This is a genomic window from Salinivibrio sp. IB643 (assembly GCF_001996105.1).
GTDB classification, from domain to species: Bacteria; Pseudomonadota; Gammaproteobacteria; order Enterobacterales; family Vibrionaceae; genus Salinivibrio; species Salinivibrio costicola.
In genome coordinates, this window is sequence record NZ_MUFF01000004.1 from 31612 (window position 1) to 47987 (window position 16376).

The following is a 16376-nucleotide window of genomic DNA, read 5'->3' on the forward strand; positions in this document are numbered from 1 at the left end:
TGCGATCGCCTTTTGCGTTGCTGTTTTTGCTCGTGCCCTCATGGACATTCGCTATTTCACTGTTAAGACTCGCATCGTATTGGTTGAGCCAATCACTTCCATTTGGTCACCTTGGGTCATGATCACCTGATCGCCTTCATTCAAAAACCCACCCGCTTTCAGTGTCTGCAGGGCAAGCTCGGCCACTTGCGGACCGGCACCACTGTTGCTGTCGAAATACACGGGGGTGACGCCGCGATACAATGCTGCACGATTCAGCGTTTGTTCATGGCGAGACAAGGCGAAAATGGGCTTACCCGATGAAATACGTGACATCATTAACGCGGTGCGGCCTGACTCAGTCAGCGACACCATGGCTTTAATCCCTTTCATATGGTTTGCCGCATACATGGTTGCCATCGACACCGTCTCTTCTTGGCTATCAAACTGACGATCCAAGCGATGGTTAGACACATTCACCGACGGCATTTTTTCCGCACCGACACACACTTCTGCCATGGCGCGTACCGTCTCCACCGGATACTGTCCTGCTGCGGTTTCTGCTGATAGCATTACCGCGTCGGTACCATCCAACACGGCGTTAGCGACATCCATCACTTCTGCACGGGTTGGCATCGGGGCTGTGATCATCGACTCCATCATTTGCGTGGCAGTGATCACTAAGCGGTTCATACTGCGTGCGCGTCGGATCAATTGTTTCTGTACCCCGACTAACTCAGGGTCACCAATTTCGACGCCAAGATCGCCACGTGCCACCATCACCACATCAGACGCTTCGATAATGTCATCAATACTGGCATCGCTCACCACGGTTTCTGCGCGTTCAACTTTGGCGACCAAACGTGCATCCAGACCAGCCTCGCGTGCTAATGAGCGGGCATAATGCATGTCTTGACCGTTGCGAGGGAACGAGATAGCCAAAAAGTCGACCTTGATTTTGGCGGCGGTGAGAATGTCTTGTTTATCTTTTTCGGTCAACGCAGGCGCAGACAGGCCACCGCCTTTCTTGTTGATCCCTTTGTTGTTTGATAGCTTCCCGCCCACCGTGACTTCGGTATGCACTTTGGTGCCGTCAACGGCCAATACTTTGAGCTGTACACGGCCATCGTCGAGCAGCAAAATGTCGCCATGGGTGACATCTTGCGGTAGCGCCTTGTAGTCCAGCCCCACAGCGTCTTGATCGCCCATTCCCGGAGAAAGATCGCTGTCTAGGGTAAATTTATCACCCACCGCAAGCACAATAGCGCCGTCTTTAAACGTGGATACGCGAATCTTAGGGCCTTGTAAATCGCCTAAAATCCCCACATGGCGACCCAATCGAGCGGCGATAGCACGCACCTGTTCGGCACGCTTAATATGATCTTCTGCACTGCCGTGAGAGAAGTTGAGGCGAACGACATTGGCACCCGCCTGAATGACGGCCTCTAACACACTGTCTTTATCCGTTGCCGGGCCCAAGGTGGTGACAATTTTCGTTCTTCTCAATTTTGCAGACATGATTAACTCCTGTAGACAGGGTGATGCGCAAGAAGCGTGTTACAAGGCAAGCATCACCGCTTAGTAATAAACCAATAAAACGCTGACATCAGTGTAGCGCACGGAAAATATCAACGAGATGACAGAAAAAAGGAGTGCCATGCACTCCTCGGGATTAGGTCAATGATTCTTTATGAAAACGTGAATCGCGAATGGCTTCTTTGACACGTTTCAAGTTATCTCTAAAGCCGGGGCCGCGGCGTAGGGTAAAACCGGTAGCCAAGACGTCGATGACGGTCATTTGCACCACGCGGCTTGCCATTGGCATGTATTCATCGGTATCTTCAGGGACATCGAGTTGAATGGTGTGCGAGCAAACCTTATCGAGCGGTGAATCGCGCTGGGTAATACCAATCACGGTGGCGCCATTTTCTCGGGCCAAGTTCGCCACGTCGACCAGGCTTTTGGTCCGGCCTGTGTGTGAGATCATCACCACCACGTCGCCGTCATTGCAGTTAATACAGCTCATGCGTTGCATCACAATATCGTTAAAGCAGACGACAGGGATGTTAAAACGGAAAAACTTGTTCTGCGCATCGTGGGCAACAGACGCTGACGCACCCAAACCAAAGAAAGAAATTTTCTTTGCTTGGGTCAACATATCAACAGCACGGTTAATTTGGTGTGTATCAATGCTGTTCTTCGCCACATCTAAACAGGCCATGGTTGACTCGAAAATCTTGGCTGTGTAAGCATCGGCACCGTCGTTCTCTTCAACGTTACGGTTCACATAAGGCGTACCGTTTGCCAAGCTCTGCGCTAAATGCAATTTAAAGTCGGGAAATCCTTTGGTGTCTAAACGACGACAAAAGCGATTCACCGTTGGCTCACTCACATCAGCCATTTTCGCTAACGTCGCAATGCTTGAGTGGATAGCGGTTTGAGGTGAGGCGACAATTATTTCAGCAACTTTTCTTTCAGATTTGCTGAAGTTTTCAATATTTTTTTGTATTTTTTCCAGAGTATTCATCTGAGTTACCGCTTACGTTCAAGACCAAATTAAAAACTATCGCTCCCTGAGAGCGAACAAAATGCAGTGTTTAAGTACGTCAATCATCACGGTTTTTGACCACCGTTTAATGATGAATAGTCTATCGTCTCACGCTTTGTAATGACATTATTATGACTATCTGAGAATGAAAACTTTGTCACCATTCACGCTTTTGGTTATTTCCTTACACAATGAAGGAATATATTTACAGCGTGAAATAAACAATCGGTCAAAAATGGGGCAAAAAGCGGTGTGAAGCCGATTACATTGAAAAATAATTACGTAACCCTAAGGAGTGCTTGTGTCAGGATTGAAAGTCGGAATTTGTGGTTGTGGTTGGTTGGGTACCCCTCTTGCGTCGCACTTGCTAGCGGCAGGGCATCAGGTGGTGGGGACCAAGCGCCAATCGGATGCAGCGCAAGCATGGAGCCAGTCACTAGGTGCGCCAATGGTGCCTTTTGATGTCATGGCGCCCGATTACCACCACGCGCAGCCATTGCTTGATTGCGACATTGTGGTGATCAATATCGCGGCAGGGCGACGTAATGCCGATTTTGATGCCTACCGCAACGCGATGACCGCCTTTATTGATCATCTGGCACAAGCGGGCGTTGAACATGTGCTCTTTATTAGCACGACGTCTGTGTATGGAGAGCTTAAAGGACAAGTCACAGAACAGACACCGACCGCCGCGACAACGGCATCCGGTCAAGCGCATGAAGCCATTGAAGCCCATGTTGATCGCGTGTATGGCAATCGGGGCAGTGTGCTGCGCTTGGCAGGTTTAATTGGCGGTGAACGTCACCCATCAACCATGTTGTCAGGGCGTACAGGGCTGTCTGGCGGCAGCGAGCCGGTTAACCTTATCCATCGTAGCGATGTTATGGCTGCAATCAGTGCAATGATTCATCAGCGCCAATGGGGACATGTTTTCCATTTGAGTGCGGATCTTCATCCATCCAAAAGCGTTTATTACAGCTGGGCTGCACGTGAAATGGGATTAACGCCACCTGAGTATCACCCAAGTGCTGGCGATGGAAAATGGATTGATGCCTCGCATACGCTGGCGCAGCTGGGACTCACCTTACGGTATGCGTCGCCCTATCAAATGATTGCCAATGGTCAGGTAACGTCTGATGACCCTGCACCAAAATAAAAAAAGCCCACACAAGGTGGGCAAAATAAAGGTAGAGACAAATAAACTCTAAAGTAAGTAGAAAAAGCAGCAGCAGTTCGGAAAGAAAGGTGAATCATGCACCTCAATCGCTGAGGGGGACAAGGCATTTCTTACCGATGCACCCATTAGGACTGGGCAATGACCAAGAAGTTCCTGATGATTTAAAAAAGTCGCTAAATCTTGTCAATGGGCGACGATTTCGTGATTTTTATCACAAAAAACGCGTATCTGCACGCTATTCCTTCCTCAATGCGCATAGAAAAGCCCACAAGAACCGCGCATAAAAAAGCCCACAAGCAACGAGCAAGTGGGCATAGAAGAAAAGTCTTCTAGAAAAAGCAGTGGCACAAGGTGTGACTAGCAAAAATGCGAATGGGTTCCCACATTGGTATAAAAAAAGCGCCGCCTATTTTTGCGGCCGTACGGGCTTACTGGCTTAGTCTCTGATATTCAATACGTTACATATCATCTTGCCCCTCCTATCTCAGACGGATCATTTACCAAACATTATACGGTGACAACAAACGGGCGCTGAACGCCAGTAATGGCCTGATCACCTTGTCATCACTCAATAATGTGATGTTGCTCATGCGATACATAGGTGTTTCTTACTTGTTAAATAAGGCTTGTCGGTATAAAGTTAAACAAGCGTTTAAATCAGGTGAATGAATAATGGCAGGACGAGGCGACACCAAAGCGAAAATACTGGATGCCGCGGAGCAGCTCTTCGCCGAGCATGGCTTTAAAGAAACATCGTTGCGCACCATCACCAGCAAAGCAGGGGTTAACCTTGCCTCGGTGAATTACCATTTTGGTGATAAAAAATCATTGGTGCGCGCGGTGCTTGGACGTTATCTCGAGGCATTTATGCCCGCACTTGGCGAACAATTGCAAACGTTGTTAAGCCAGCGTGAATGTACGATGGCCCAAGTGTTTTCTTGTGCCAAACAGCCGGTACTCGCACTTGACCAATACCGGCCTCATGGCGCGGCCACCTTTATGCAATTAATTGGTCGAGGCTACACCGATGTGCAAGGGCACTTGCGTTGGTTTATTACCACGCGCTATGAGCACGTTTTATCCTTGTTTAACCAAGCGGTGCACAAAGCCAACCCGGCACTCACCCCCGAAGCCGTCTTCTGGCACATCCATTTTACGCTCGGCGCGGCCATTTTCACCATGGCATCGAGCGAGGCACTCCGTGATATTGCCGAAAATGATTTTGATCGCACGTTAGACACCGAAGCGATCGTTGACCGCCTCATCCCGTATTTAGCAGCAGGGATGAACGCCGAGCCAGCAGTGATGCAGCAAGGCCAAGTGCTTCCGTTTGCGGCGGAATCGCAGGCCGACTAGCGCAACAACGTATGGGCGTGGTAGGCGTGGAGCCAGCCCTCATTTATTCGCCCACGTTATTGTCGATGTCTGACAATGCGTGGAATGCAATGTAAAACCCGTTCTGGTCGCACAATAACAGCAACAAGAGTGCAACCATGATCAACAAAAGGACCTGAATCATGAGCTCTCAAACTTCATTACGTCGTTCACTGATTAGTGACAAAGCGTTTACTTTCTTCAAAAAGGTGCTGCCACCCTTATCAGCGACAGAGCGTGAAGCGATGGAAGCGGGCAGCGTTTGGTGGGATGGCGAACTCTTTTCCGGATCGCCAGATTGGAAAACCTTGCACAGCTATGGCAAGCCAACGCTCACCGCTGAAGAACAAGCTTTTATTGATAACCAACTCGATACCTTACTGGCCATGCTGGACGATTTTAAAATCGTGCAAGAGCAAAAAGATTTGCCGGAAGAGGTGTGGGATTACTTGAAGAAAGAACGCTTTTTCTCGCTGATCATCCCCAAAGAATACGGCGGCCTCGCGTTCTCGGCGCTGGCCAACTCCACCATCGTATCGCGCATTGCGACGCGCAGTTTAAGCGCGGCGGTCACTGTGATGGTGCCGAACTCACTGGGCCCAGGAGAACTACTGACGCACTACGGCACCCAAGAACAACGTGATTACTGGCTGCCACGTCTGGCCGATGGCCGTGAAGTGCCTTGCTTTGGTCTCACAGGCCCGGAAGCAGGCTCGGATGCAGGGAGCATTCCCGACCATGGCGTTATTTGCATGGGTGAGCATAATGGCGAAGAGGTTCTCGGGATCCGCTTAAGCTGGAACAAGCGCTATATCACCTTAGCCCCCGTGGCCAGTGTCGTTGGGCTTGCCTTCAAACTCGGCGATCCTGAAGGGTTGTTGGGTGACAAAAAAGATCTCGGCATCACCTGTGCCTTGGTCCCGGCAGACCATCCAGGGGTGGAAATTGGCGATCGCCACAACCCACTCAATATGGCCTTCATGAATGGCACCACCCGTGGTGAAGACGTCTTTATTCCGATTGATTGGGTCATCGGCGGGAAAGACTACGTAGGTCGAGGCTGGCGTATGCTGGTGGAATGCCTGTCTGCCGGACGTGGGATCTCGCTGCCTGCGCTCGGCACGGCGGTCGGCCACTTAGCCACACGCACCACAGGCGCTTACAGCTATGTACGTAAGCAGTTTGGTATGCATATTGGCCGCTTTGAAGGGGTCGCCGAAGCACTGGGTCGCATGGGCGGGTTGAACTACTTGATTGAATCGACCCGCACCCTGACCACCACCGCGCTTGACCAAGGTGAGAAGCCGGCGATCATCACCGCCATTTCTAAATACCACATGACCGAGATCGCGCGCACCATCTTAAACGACTCGATGGATGTTCACGCGGGTCGTGCCATTCAATTGGGGCCACTCAACTACATTGGCCACCATTACTTTGGTATTCCTGTCGCGATCACCGTGGAAGGGGCGAACATTCTTACCCGCAACCTGATGATCTTTGGTCAAGGGGCGACCCGTTGCCACCCTTATGTACTTAAAGAGATGGAAGCGGCGGCTAACCCAGACCAAGAGCAAGGCGCACAAGCATTTGATAACCTGCTGTTTAAACACATTGGTCATGCCACTAAAAACAGCATCATGGGGTTAGTGAATGCGTTAACCGGCTCGCTGACTAACCGTGCACCGGTTAGTGGTGAAACGGCCAAATACTATCGCCACTTGACTCGCATGAGTCGTGCACTGGCGGTAACCACTGATGTGGCGATGTTGTCACTAGGCGGTGAGCTAAAACGCCGCGAAATGCTTTCAGCGCGCCTTGGTGATGTATTGAGTCACCTTTATATGGCATCGGCAACCCTGAAGCGCTATGAAGATGAAGGGCGTCCAAGCCAAGATCTGCCAATGGTGCACTATGCGCTGCAATACTGCTTAGCCCAGTGTGCCAAAGCCTTTGATGGCGCCTTTAACAACTTCCCGGCCAAAGGCGTGGGTCGTAGTTTACGGGTGCTACTGTTCCCATTAGGCATGCGTTATACGATGCCGTCCGACAAACTGCTCAACCAGATCGCCGAGCAGTTAATGACCCCAAGTGCAGAGCGCGACCGTTGGACGCATCTTTGCTATGTCGGGGAAAAAGCCGACGATCCGGTGGCGGTAATGGAACGCGCCTTCACAGCCATGTGGGCGTGTCGTGATACCGAAAAAGCCCTGATCAAGGCAGTAAAAGCCAAGAAAATCAATGGTAAAGCCAGCCTGGCCGACCGTTCACAACAAGCGGTAGAGCAAAATATTATTACCGCCGATGCGCGTGAAAAATTGCTTGAGGCCGATGCGTTGCGTGCTTACGCCGTACAAGTGGATGACTTTGAGGCCGATTGGTTTACCTCAAACCAGTTACAAGGGGGCGCTATCGACAAAGCCAACCCAAATAAAGCCGCTTAAACGCTGTGATTACGCTAATGAAAAGCGTCTGTGATGAGCAGACGCTTTTTTGTTGGCTCGCTCATGGAACCGATTAACACTGCGATCTTGCCCACTATTTTTGCCTGCAACACCTCCAACCACTGGGTATTTTTGCCCTTTTTCCATAAAAGGGGATGCATAGGCAGGCGTTAGTATTTATCCTAGCCTCAATTTTGTGAGGGACGTTGAATATGATCATCAAACCTAAAATTCGCGGATTTATCTGTACAACCACCCACCCAGTGGGGTGTGAAGCGAACGTAAAAGAACAAATTGACTACACCAAAGCGCAAGGCCCGATTGCCAATGCGCCAAAACGTGTGTTGGTCGTGGGTGCATCCAGCGGCTATGGCTTGTCCTCACGCATTGCAGCCGCCTTTGGTGGCGGCGCAGCAACCATAGGCGTGTTCTTCGAAAAGCCAGGCACCGAGAAAAAGCCAGGCACCGCAGGCTGGTATAACTCAGCCGCGTTCGACAAGTTTGCCAAGCAAGAAGGCCTGTATTCAAAAAGCCTGAACGGCGATGCTTTCTCGCACGAGGCCAAGCAAAAAACCATCGATTTGATCAAACAAGACTTGGGTCAAATCGACATGGTGGTTTACTCACTGGCCTCGCCAGTCCGTAAGTTACCTGACAGCGGCGAGCTGGTACGTTCATCACTCAAACCTATCGGTGAGACGTACACCTCAACCGCCGTCGATACCAATAAAGATCAACTTATCGAAGCGAGCGTCGAGCCTGCTACTGAGCAAGAGATCCAAGACACCGTCACTGTCATGGGCGGTGAAGACTGGGAACTTTGGATTAACGCACTCAATGACGCCGGCGTATTGGCCGAAGGCTGCAAGACCGTCGCCTACAGCTACATTGGCACAGAGCTCACTTGGCCAATTTACTGGGAAGGGGCACTAGGCAAAGCCAAAATGGACTTAGACCGTGCCGCCAACGCGCTAAACCAGACGCTTGCCACCAAAGGCGGTAGCGCCAACGTCGCCGTATTGAAAAGCGTCGTGACCCAAGCAAGCTCGGCTATTCCCGTTATGCCGCTTTATATCGCCATGGTGTTCAAAAAGATGCGCGAAGAAGGGGTCCATGAAGGCTGCATGGAGCAAATCCATCGCATGTTTACTCAACGCCTCTATCAAGCCGATGGCAGTGAGCCTGCCGTTGATAGCGAGCGTCGCTTGCGTTTAGACGACCTAGAGTTACGCGAAGACATTCAGCAGCACTGTCGCGACTTGTGGCCGCAAATCACCACTGACAATCTCACCGAGCTAACCGACTACAACGAATACAAAGCCGAGTTCTTGAAGCTATTTGGCTTTGGCGTAGACGGCGTAGACTACGACGCAGACGTGAGCCCATTGGTAGAATTTGATGTCGAAAACATCTAAAACTGTTTAGAAAACAGACGAAAGAGGTCAGCCAAACGCTGGCCTCTTTTTTATTGCACGAAAGCTAACCAAACAAACCAAAATCGTCGCTTTTTACTTTACAAGCGAAGCCTAAGCCAATAATATACGCCGCGTTCCGGAGAGATGGCTGAGTGGTTGAAAGCACCGGTCTTGAAAACCGGCAAGGGTTAATAGCCCTTCTAGGGTTCAAATCCCTATCTCTCCGCCACATATAGAAAAGCCGCTGCTCAGTCAGCGGCTTTTTTGCGTTTATACCCCCAAAAATTTCTAAATTCTGACCCCGCCAACATTTTAGACTCCTTTGCCTAAACACACTGCCCAGCGTCTGATAACCTAGCCCGCAAAAAATTGCCCTGTAAGGCCTTTTGGATGCCGCTAACCAAAGGGCGGTAGCGTGGGTGTTAAAGCAAATCCTTAATGCGTAACCTCAAGCACTCATTGATGCGTAGGCCACTGCCGTACATAAGCCCACAAATCAGCTTATCTCTTGCGCTAAGGTAGGTAAAAATTTTGGCAACTTCTTCTTTACTGAGCACAATTAGAATTCGCGGCGATTTTTTGGACGGACTAAACGCAATCTTACCTAGCGGTTGGTTTAAAAACTGGTTGTAAAGAAAGGCTAATGCATTGAGGGCAACCTTTTGTGTGTTTGGTGAAACTTGCTGCGCATTCGCCAAATAAGACAGAAACGTTTTTACATCCTCGTCACTGAGCTCTGTAGGGTGTTGCTTGTGATGGAAAAGGATAAATCGACGAACCCAGTACAAGTAACTTTTCTCGGTTCTAATCGCATAGCCTCGTCGCCTAATCTCGTGCTGAAGGCTTGCCATAAACGGACTTTTGGTCATGATCTTTTCCCTCCCTCTAAGACTGTTTATTCATGGCTCTTCACCGTTCATGGTGGAAAGTCATATCAAGCCCCCCAAAATAGAACAGTATCGCTGTCTTGAACCGTTGTTTGTTTCTAAAGCCTTTGGCTCTAAGCTTCATGTACTGGATTTTGGCATTTATAGCTTCCGCCAGGCCATTCGATGCCTTCAGCCGCATTGCATTAAGGATTGCTGGTAAGTGCTTTTTCACTCAATGGTTTAATTCCACTTGCTTTAACTAAAGCAAGCCACTCTAGCCATTGATTCCTTGCGCTTCTGATCGAACCTCCGTACCAGATTAGTCTTGCTTGCTCTTTGAGCAACCAGCTAAGGCTTGTATCTATCATGAGCTTGGCCAATTTGTTTATACGCTCCCTCAGGCGACCAGTGAGGTTTCTATTTCTTTTGAGCCAGCCATAACGAGTTCTGTAGCACTCTCGTTTAAGGTATGGCGGTAGACGGTTAACCTCTTGCTTGCGAACATCGTCAACAGCTTTGGTGAGCACTTTTGCCACGTGGAAATGATCAACTGCAATCAGGCGTTTAGAGCGTGAGCCAAAGAAGGACTCGGTTGCATTCATAAAAGCTTGGCTCATATCCATCGAGACTGAACGGATCTGTTGTTTAGCGATATTAGGCAGCACTCGATAGCAGTTTGCTAAGCTTTGTTCACTTTTACCGTCGGCAACAGCGAGAACTTGGCCCGTTCGGCTCGACATCACCGTGACATAATCATGTCCTCGGCAAAAGGCAGTTTCGTCTACCAGCAGATCTTCTACCTTATTTAAATTTCTCCGGGCGAGCCCTCGTGAAACAGCCCTTTTCATTATCCGATCAATGGCTCCCCAACTCAGTCGAAATGCTTTAGATACAGAGTGAAGAGAAGTGAACTGAAGTGTTTCAATAATCTTTGTCTCAAAGAGTTCGGTATAGCGACTTCCAGGAGATGCCCAAGGAACAGAAACGGTCTGAACCCCATGCTTTGGACAGTCAGCACGTGGCACTTGGGCCTCAAGATATGTTTCGTATTGGCATGTATCCAAGTGACGCCATATCCGCTTTCGAGAATCATGCTTTCTTACCGCTTTCGAGCATGTTGGACAAGCAACGCCTAAATGACTTTCGTGCATGATAGTCACGATAATACGTTGGCTCGTTTTATCCACCTGGACAGAGTCGACAGTCCATGGCGGAATCAGTCCAAGGATCGCTTGATAGAGTGCTGTATCTTTCATCTGATTCAGGGCTCAAGTGCAGAGTGTTTCCTTATTGTCCAATTAATCGGAAAATTTGAAAAGAAACACTTTCCACCACATCCGGTGAAGAGCCTTGTATGATCAGTTTATGTATGCCATCTCTCCTCATCTAAAGCGCGTGGTTAACGGGACCATCCTCAAAGGAGTTAATATTGAGATTGACCGTCGCGTTTACCGATGGAATCTTGCACCTTTAATGGTTGATAACCAAGTCAAAGCGGTGATCGGTCAAGGTCAAGAAATTACATCTCTTATCGAAGCCGAGCAACAAAGCCAGCGAGCCAAAGAAGCAGCGGAGGCCTCCGCGCGCGCTAAATCAGAGTTCTTAGCCAAGATGAGCCATGAAATACGCACACCGCTTAACGGCATTTTGGGGATCACGCAAATATTAAATGATAGAGCCGAGGATAAGGCACAAAAAGACCTACTTGGTAGTTTATACCAAAGTGGTGAGCATTTACTCACAGTGCTCAATGATATCCTCGATTTGTCTAAGATCGAACAAGGTAAAATGACCATCGAGTATGGGGAGTTTTATCTCCAAGATATCATTCGCACGGTGGAGAACATTTACACACCGCTTTGTGAAAGCAAGTCTATCTTATTAAATATCGATGCACCGATTGCGGCTGATACCATGGTGCGCTCGGATCAGTCCCGCCTCACACAAATCTTATTCAACCTAATGAGTAATGCGATAAAATTTACTCATGCAGGGCAGGTTGGGCTGACGGTCACCCTAGCGCAACGTGAAGTAGAAAAAACAGACGGGAATGAAAATTCGTCAGATCAATCTACATTGCGTCAATATACATTGCGTCTCGTCGTGAGTGATACCGGGATAGGAATGAACCAGCAGGCGCTTGAGTCTTTGTTCGATCCCTTTGTACAAGCGGATTCCAGTGTGACGCGGACTTATGGTGGTAGCGGCCTGGGCCTGTCGATTGTTAAAAGTCTATTAGAGTTACTGGAAGGTGGCATTGATGTGACCAGTGAGCCAGATAAAGGCAGCCGCTTTGTGGTCGAGGTGCCGCTCACCTTGGTGGACAATAAACCGGCTAAGGCGCCAGAAAACGTGCCTTTCGATCCTGTGTCGCTCGGCATCAAGCGCGTCTTATTGGTTGAGGATAATAAGATTAATGCTATGGTCGCCCAAGCATTTTGCCATAAATATCATATTGAGGTGGAGTGGGTGAAAGATGGAGAACAAGCATTAGCGCGCCTTCAGCAAGTGCAGTATGACTTGGTGTTGATGGACAACCATATGCCTAATCTTGGTGGCGTAGAAGCAACGCAGGCCATACGGCAAACGCTCGGATTAAGTGTCCCCATCTACGCTTGCACGGCCGATGCGTATGGCAGCGTGCATGAGGCTTTTTACCAAGCAGGCGCGGATTACATCATCGTCAAACCGATTAAAGAAGCCAGCTTTATCGAGGCGCTCCGCCACTTAAAACTCTGCCACTTAAAACATGGCGCACACGCTGACTCATGAGTGTGAGAGTTAACGTTGTGCGCTGCATGGTCTAAACACTAATATTGGCGTCGGGTTGGTCTGTAGGGAGGACTTTGACTTGCTTGATCATATTGTCGGCAACATCGACAATTTCAATATGGTGACCATCAATTTCAATGCTTAAGCGACTTTTAGGGATATCCTCCAAGTGCTCGAGGATTAAACCATTGAGGGTACGGGGCCCGTCAGTGGGTAAGGTCCAGTTAAGACTCTTATTCAAATCGCGAATATTGGCGCTACCTTCAATCAAATAGCCACCATCGGTCAATGACGTAATCTCTTCGGCCAAGCTCGGTGATAAAGAGGTGGTAAACTCACCCACGATCTCTTCGAGAATATCTTCTAACGTCACTAGGCCAATCATGTCGCCGTATTCGTCTACCACTAAGCCGATACGTTGCTTATTACGCTGAAATTTAAGCATTTGTACGTTCAGTGGCGTGCCTTCCGGAATAAAATAGACTTCATCGGCGGCGCGAAGCAGCGTCTCTTTATTAAATTCGTTTTTCTCAACCATCAGGCGATAGGCTTTGCGGACGCGCAGCATCCCAACCACCTCGTCGATGGTATCGCGATATAACACCATTCTTCCATGCGGGGCATGCGTGAATTGGCGCATGATCGACTTCCAGTCATCATTGATATTAATCCCAGTGATCTCATTGCGTGGCACCATGATGTCATCCACGGTCACCTCTTCAAGCTCTAGGATCGATAGCAACATATGCTGGTGACGACGGGGGATCAAGCTACCGGCTTCGTTGACAATGGTCCGCAGTTCTTCGGTGCTTAGATTATCCTTGCCGTCGGCTTTAGCGCCTATTCCTAACAAGCGCAAAAAACCATTGGTGATAAAGTTCACCAGGCTAACAAGCGGATAAAACACCTTCATTAGGATGGTGAGCAAATGGCTGCTAATAAACGATACGCGCTCTGGATAAAGAGCAGCCAGCGTTTTGGGCGTGACTTCGGCAAACACCAGGATCACCATCGTTAACACACCGGTTGCGATCGCAATCCCTGCGTCGCCATACAAACGTAACCCTAGGACGGTCGCGATTGAAGAGGCAAGAATATTTACCAGGTTATTACCGATCAGAATAAGCCCAATCAATCGGTCTGGCCGAGTAAGCAGTTTTTCGACCCGCTTAGCGCCACTGTGGCCTGATTTAGAGAGGTGGCGCAACCGGTACCGATTAAGTGCCATCATGCCTGTCTCAGACCCGGAAAAATAACCGGAAATGACGATAAGCAATACCAAAAGGGAAATTAATATTCCCGTCGATATGTCGTCCAACGAACTGTTCCTTACGTTTGTTTTAAAATCAGAGCGTGTGCTCGAGGGTTTACGCTAAATGCGCGTAATCAATAGCCTGCAATCAATATCTCACGAACAAACCGGCTACCAAAGTAGGCCAGAGTAAGGAGAAACGCGCCCACGATACTAAACCAGACCACCCGACGTCCACGCCAGCCGGACTGATAATGCCCCCAAAGGAGTACACCATAGACTCCCCAAGCGGCCATCGAGAGGAAGGCTTTGTGCGCTTTTCCTTGCGCGAACATGTCATCGACAAAGACAAAACCAGAGATTAGAGTGAGTGTTAATAATACTTGTCCGACTAAAATGATGTTGAAAAGCTGACGCTCCACCATCATTAAAGGAGGAACATTATGATTAATCACCTGGCGCTTTTTGTGTTTGAGCTGATAATCCAGCCAAGCCAATTGCAATGCGTACAGGGTAGCAATCATCAATGTTGAGTATGAAAACAGAGCCAGAGAAATGTGTAATAGCACATCTGGGTGTGATTCAAGATGCGTAATAAAGGCACCGGGCAGCAGGGTCGCGCTCGCAAGGTTTAGTCCTGCAAAGGCATAAACCACCGGCAGCAAGAACCATAGCCGCAATCGGAAAATTAGCCCGGTCGTCATCATCGCAATGATAAAACTCACCAAAGAGGCGACGTTAAGCATGCTAAGATTCTGCCCGCTTCCTGATAAAATCAGATCTTTGAGCAGATAAGCATGTAACGCCAGCGCAGCCAGTGCGGTGAAAAAGACCGGCTTCGCACTAATTTGATTGTTGCTGGACAAGCCGGGGATGATCTGCAAAATGGCGGCCAGATAAAGCAGTGATGCCAACAAGGCTGTCAGAATTTCCATCGTCACCGATCAGTCAGTTAATCAATAAGAATGAAGGTGTGAGTATACCTTGCCTCAATCTCTGTCGCTATCGATACATGCAAGTGATGGGGGGATTGCGGTATAATCTCAGTAATTTCGCGACAGCGATTGCACCCAGATGAAAAATCATGGGCCAATAGGACGAGTGGGCGAGTAACGCATGTTTGAAAACTTATCAGAACGTTTATCCCGGACGCTCAAAAATGTGAGCGGCCGTGGACGATTAACGGAAGACAATATCAAAGAAACCCTGCGCGAAGTGCGTATGGCGCTACTGGAAGCCGATGTCGCGCTCCCTGTGGTTCGTGATTTTGTTAAACGCGTCAAAGAACGCGCCGTTGGCATTGAAGTCTCTAAAAGCCTGACCCCAGGGCAAGAGTTTATCAAGATTGTTCAAGCTGAGCTTGAAGCGGTGATGGGCGACGCCAATGAAAAATTGGATCTTGCGGCGCAGCCGCCCGCAGTGATTTTGATGGCGGGCTTGCAAGGGGCGGGTAAAACCACCAGTGTGGGTAAGCTGGGTAAGATGCTTACCGAGCAAGAAAAGAAAAAAGTGTTAGTGGTGTCTGCCGATGTGTATCGCCCGGCGGCGATCAAACAGTTGGAGACCTTGGCTAGCGAAGTGGGGGTTGATTTTTTCCCGTCCAGCACTGACCAAAATCCAGTCGATATTGCTCAATCCGCGGTTGAGCACGGCAAGCTAAAATTTTATGACGTAGTGATTGTCGATACGGCGGGTCGTTTGCATGTCGATGACGCCATGATGGGCGAAATCAAAGACGTTCACCGCGCGATCAACCCTGTTGAAACCCTGTTCGTGGTAGACGCCATGACAGGCCAAGATGCGGCGAACACCGCCAAAGCCTTTAACGATGCATTGGCATTGACGGGTGTGGTTCTGACCAAGGTTGATGGTGACACCCGTGGTGGTGCCGCACTGTCGGTGCGTCATATCACCGGTAAACCGATTAAGTTCTTGGGTGTGGGTGAAAAAACAGACGCACTTGAGCCTTTCCATCCTGACCGGGTGGCATCCCGTATATTGGGGATGGGCGACATGCTGTCGCTTATCGAAGATCTCGAGCGTAATGTCGATCAAGACAAAGCCGAGAAAATGGCCAAGAAGTTCAAGCAGAAGAAAGGCTTCGACTTGGCCGATTTTCGTGATCAGCTTGAGCAGATGAAGGGCATGGGTGGCATGATGGGCATGATGGATAAGCTGCCTGGCATGTCCAATGTGCCTGATAACGTGAAAGATAACGTTGATGATAAAATGTTCTTGCAGATGGAAGCGATCATTAACTCGATGACACCGCGTGAGCGCCAGCGTCCAGAAATCATCAAAGGGTCACGCAAAAAGCGGATTGCCGCCGGTTCAGGCACCCAGGTGCAAGACGTCAACCGCTTGCTTAAGCAGTTCACCCAAATGCAGAAGATGATGAAGAAAATGCAAAAAGGTGGCATGCGCAATATGATGCGCCAAATGAAGGGCATGATGCCACCCGGTGGTGGCCCCGGCGGCCCTGGCGGATTCATGGGTTAATCCGATTCGATATTTTGCTTGTCAGCCCAGTGCTAGCAGGCTTGATA

The 16376-nt window shown here is 49.3% G+C and carries 11 protein-coding genes, 1 tRNA gene and 1 pseudogene; 7 read left to right on the forward strand and 6 right to left on the reverse strand.

Annotation, left to right across the window (positions count from 1 at the left end; translation table 11 throughout):
* Positions 1-51 precede the first annotated feature (51 nt).
* On the reverse strand, positions 52-1497 hold the full coding sequence (gene pyk, locus BZG77_RS02580; protein WP_021022373.1) for a pyruvate kinase: 1446 nt from the start codon (positions 1495-1497) through the stop codon (positions 52-54).
* 154 nt (positions 1498-1651) lie between these two features.
* Entirely contained in the window at positions 1652-2506 is an 855-nt protein-coding gene (locus BZG77_RS02585) for a MurR/RpiR family transcriptional regulator (RefSeq protein WP_021022372.1), read from the reverse strand.
* A 322-nt stretch (positions 2507-2828) separates the two neighbouring features.
* Between BZG77_RS02585 and BZG77_RS02590 the strand changes: the two genes are divergently transcribed.
* The 5 genes from BZG77_RS02590 to BZG77_RS02610 all read left to right on the forward strand — a co-directional run bounded on the left by BZG77_RS02590 (position 2829) and on the right by BZG77_RS02610 (position 9166).
* Positions 2829-3683 carry an SDR family oxidoreductase gene (locus BZG77_RS02590; protein ID WP_158011407.1) on the forward strand — a complete coding sequence of 285 codons (855 nt, stop codon included), beginning with the start codon at positions 2829-2831 and terminating at the stop codon, positions 3681-3683.
* Positions 3684-4376: 693 nt separating this feature from the next.
* Positions 4377-5060, forward strand: a complete 684-nt coding sequence (locus BZG77_RS02595) for a TetR/AcrR family transcriptional regulator (protein WP_025744698.1) — start codon at positions 4377-4379, stop codon at positions 5058-5060.
* A gap of 161 nt (positions 5061-5221) precedes the next feature.
* On the forward strand, positions 5222-7522 hold the full coding sequence (locus tag BZG77_RS02600) for an acyl-CoA dehydrogenase (RefSeq protein WP_021022368.1): 2301 nt from the start codon (positions 5222-5224) through the stop codon (positions 7520-7522).
* Positions 7523-7734: 212 nt separating this feature from the next.
* A complete protein-coding gene (gene fabV, locus BZG77_RS02605; RefSeq protein WP_077646076.1) occupies positions 7735-8937 on the forward strand; it encodes an enoyl-ACP reductase FabV in 1203 nt (400 codons plus the stop codon).
* Positions 8938-9075: 138 nt separating this feature from the next.
* A tRNA-Ser gene (locus BZG77_RS02610) sits at positions 9076-9166 on the forward strand.
* A gap of 193 nt (positions 9167-9359) precedes the next feature.
* On the opposite strand, the gene BZG77_RS02615 is transcribed toward BZG77_RS02610, so the two are convergent.
* Together BZG77_RS02615 and BZG77_RS02620 are read right to left on the reverse strand one after the other, a co-directional pair.
* Positions 9360-9806, reverse strand: a complete 447-nt coding sequence (locus BZG77_RS02615) for a phage integrase N-terminal SAM-like domain-containing protein (RefSeq protein WP_077646077.1) — start codon at positions 9804-9806, stop codon at positions 9360-9362.
* A 40-nt stretch (positions 9807-9846) separates the two neighbouring features.
* A pseudogene (locus BZG77_RS02620) lies at positions 9847-11062 on the reverse strand (ISL3 family transposase).
* 109 nt (positions 11063-11171) lie between these two features.
* Here BZG77_RS02620 and BZG77_RS02625 point away from each other — a divergent pair.
* Positions 11172-12578 carry an ATP-binding protein gene (locus BZG77_RS02625; protein WP_077646078.1) on the forward strand — a complete coding sequence of 469 codons (1407 nt, stop codon included), beginning with the start codon at positions 11172-11174 and terminating at the stop codon, positions 12576-12578.
* 31 nt (positions 12579-12609) lie between these two features.
* On the opposite strand, the gene BZG77_RS02630 is transcribed toward BZG77_RS02625, so the two are convergent.
* Both BZG77_RS02630 and BZG77_RS02635 read right to left on the reverse strand, forming a co-directional pair.
* On the reverse strand, positions 12610-13896 hold the full coding sequence (locus tag BZG77_RS02630; protein WP_077646079.1) for an HlyC/CorC family transporter: 1287 nt from the start codon (positions 13894-13896) through the stop codon (positions 12610-12612).
* 68 nt (positions 13897-13964) lie between these two features.
* The gene (locus BZG77_RS02635; RefSeq protein WP_077646080.1) at positions 13965-14765 is read right to left on the reverse strand and encodes a cytochrome C assembly family protein; all 801 of its coding nucleotides are present in this window, start codon (positions 14763-14765) and stop codon (positions 13965-13967) included.
* A gap of 181 nt (positions 14766-14946) precedes the next feature.
* Here BZG77_RS02635 and ffh point away from each other — a divergent pair, with 181 nt between their 5' ends.
* Entirely contained in the window at positions 14947-16329 is a 1383-nt protein-coding gene (gene ffh / locus BZG77_RS02640) for a signal recognition particle protein (protein WP_077646081.1), read from the forward strand.
* Positions 16330-16376: the final 47 nt, after the last annotated feature.

What these genes read in the sequence shown, in the direction of transcription:
- BZG77_RS02600 (WP_021022368.1), top strand. Translation starts at nt 5,222, where the DNA reads ATGAGCTCTCAAACTTCATTACGTCGTTCACTGATTAGTGACAAAGCG.
- ffh (WP_077646081.1), top strand. Translation starts at nt 14,947, where the DNA reads ATGTTTGAAAACTTATCAGAACGTTTATCCCGGACGCTCAAAAATGTG.
- fabV (WP_077646076.1), top strand. Translation starts at nt 7,735, where the DNA reads ATGATCATCAAACCTAAAATTCGCGGATTTATCTGTACAACCACCCAC.
- BZG77_RS02595 (WP_025744698.1), top strand. Translation starts at nt 4,377, where the DNA reads ATGGCAGGACGAGGCGACACCAAAGCGAAAATACTGGATGCCGCGGAG.
- BZG77_RS02635 (WP_077646080.1), bottom strand. Translation starts at nt 14,765, where the DNA reads ATGGAAATTCTGACAGCCTTGTTGGCATCACTGCTTTATCTGGCCGCC.
- pyk (WP_021022373.1), bottom strand. Translation starts at nt 1,497, where the DNA reads ATGTCTGCAAAATTGAGAAGAACGAAAATTGTCACCACCTTGGGCCCG.
- BZG77_RS02585 (WP_021022372.1), bottom strand. Translation starts at nt 2,506, where the DNA reads ATGAATACTCTGGAAAAAATACAAAAAAATATTGAAAACTTCAGCAAA.
- BZG77_RS02615 (WP_077646077.1), bottom strand. Translation starts at nt 9,806, where the DNA reads ATGACCAAAAGTCCGTTTATGGCAAGCCTTCAGCACGAGATTAGGCGA.
- BZG77_RS02625 (WP_077646078.1), top strand. Translation starts at nt 11,172, where the DNA reads ATGTATGCCATCTCTCCTCATCTAAAGCGCGTGGTTAACGGGACCATC.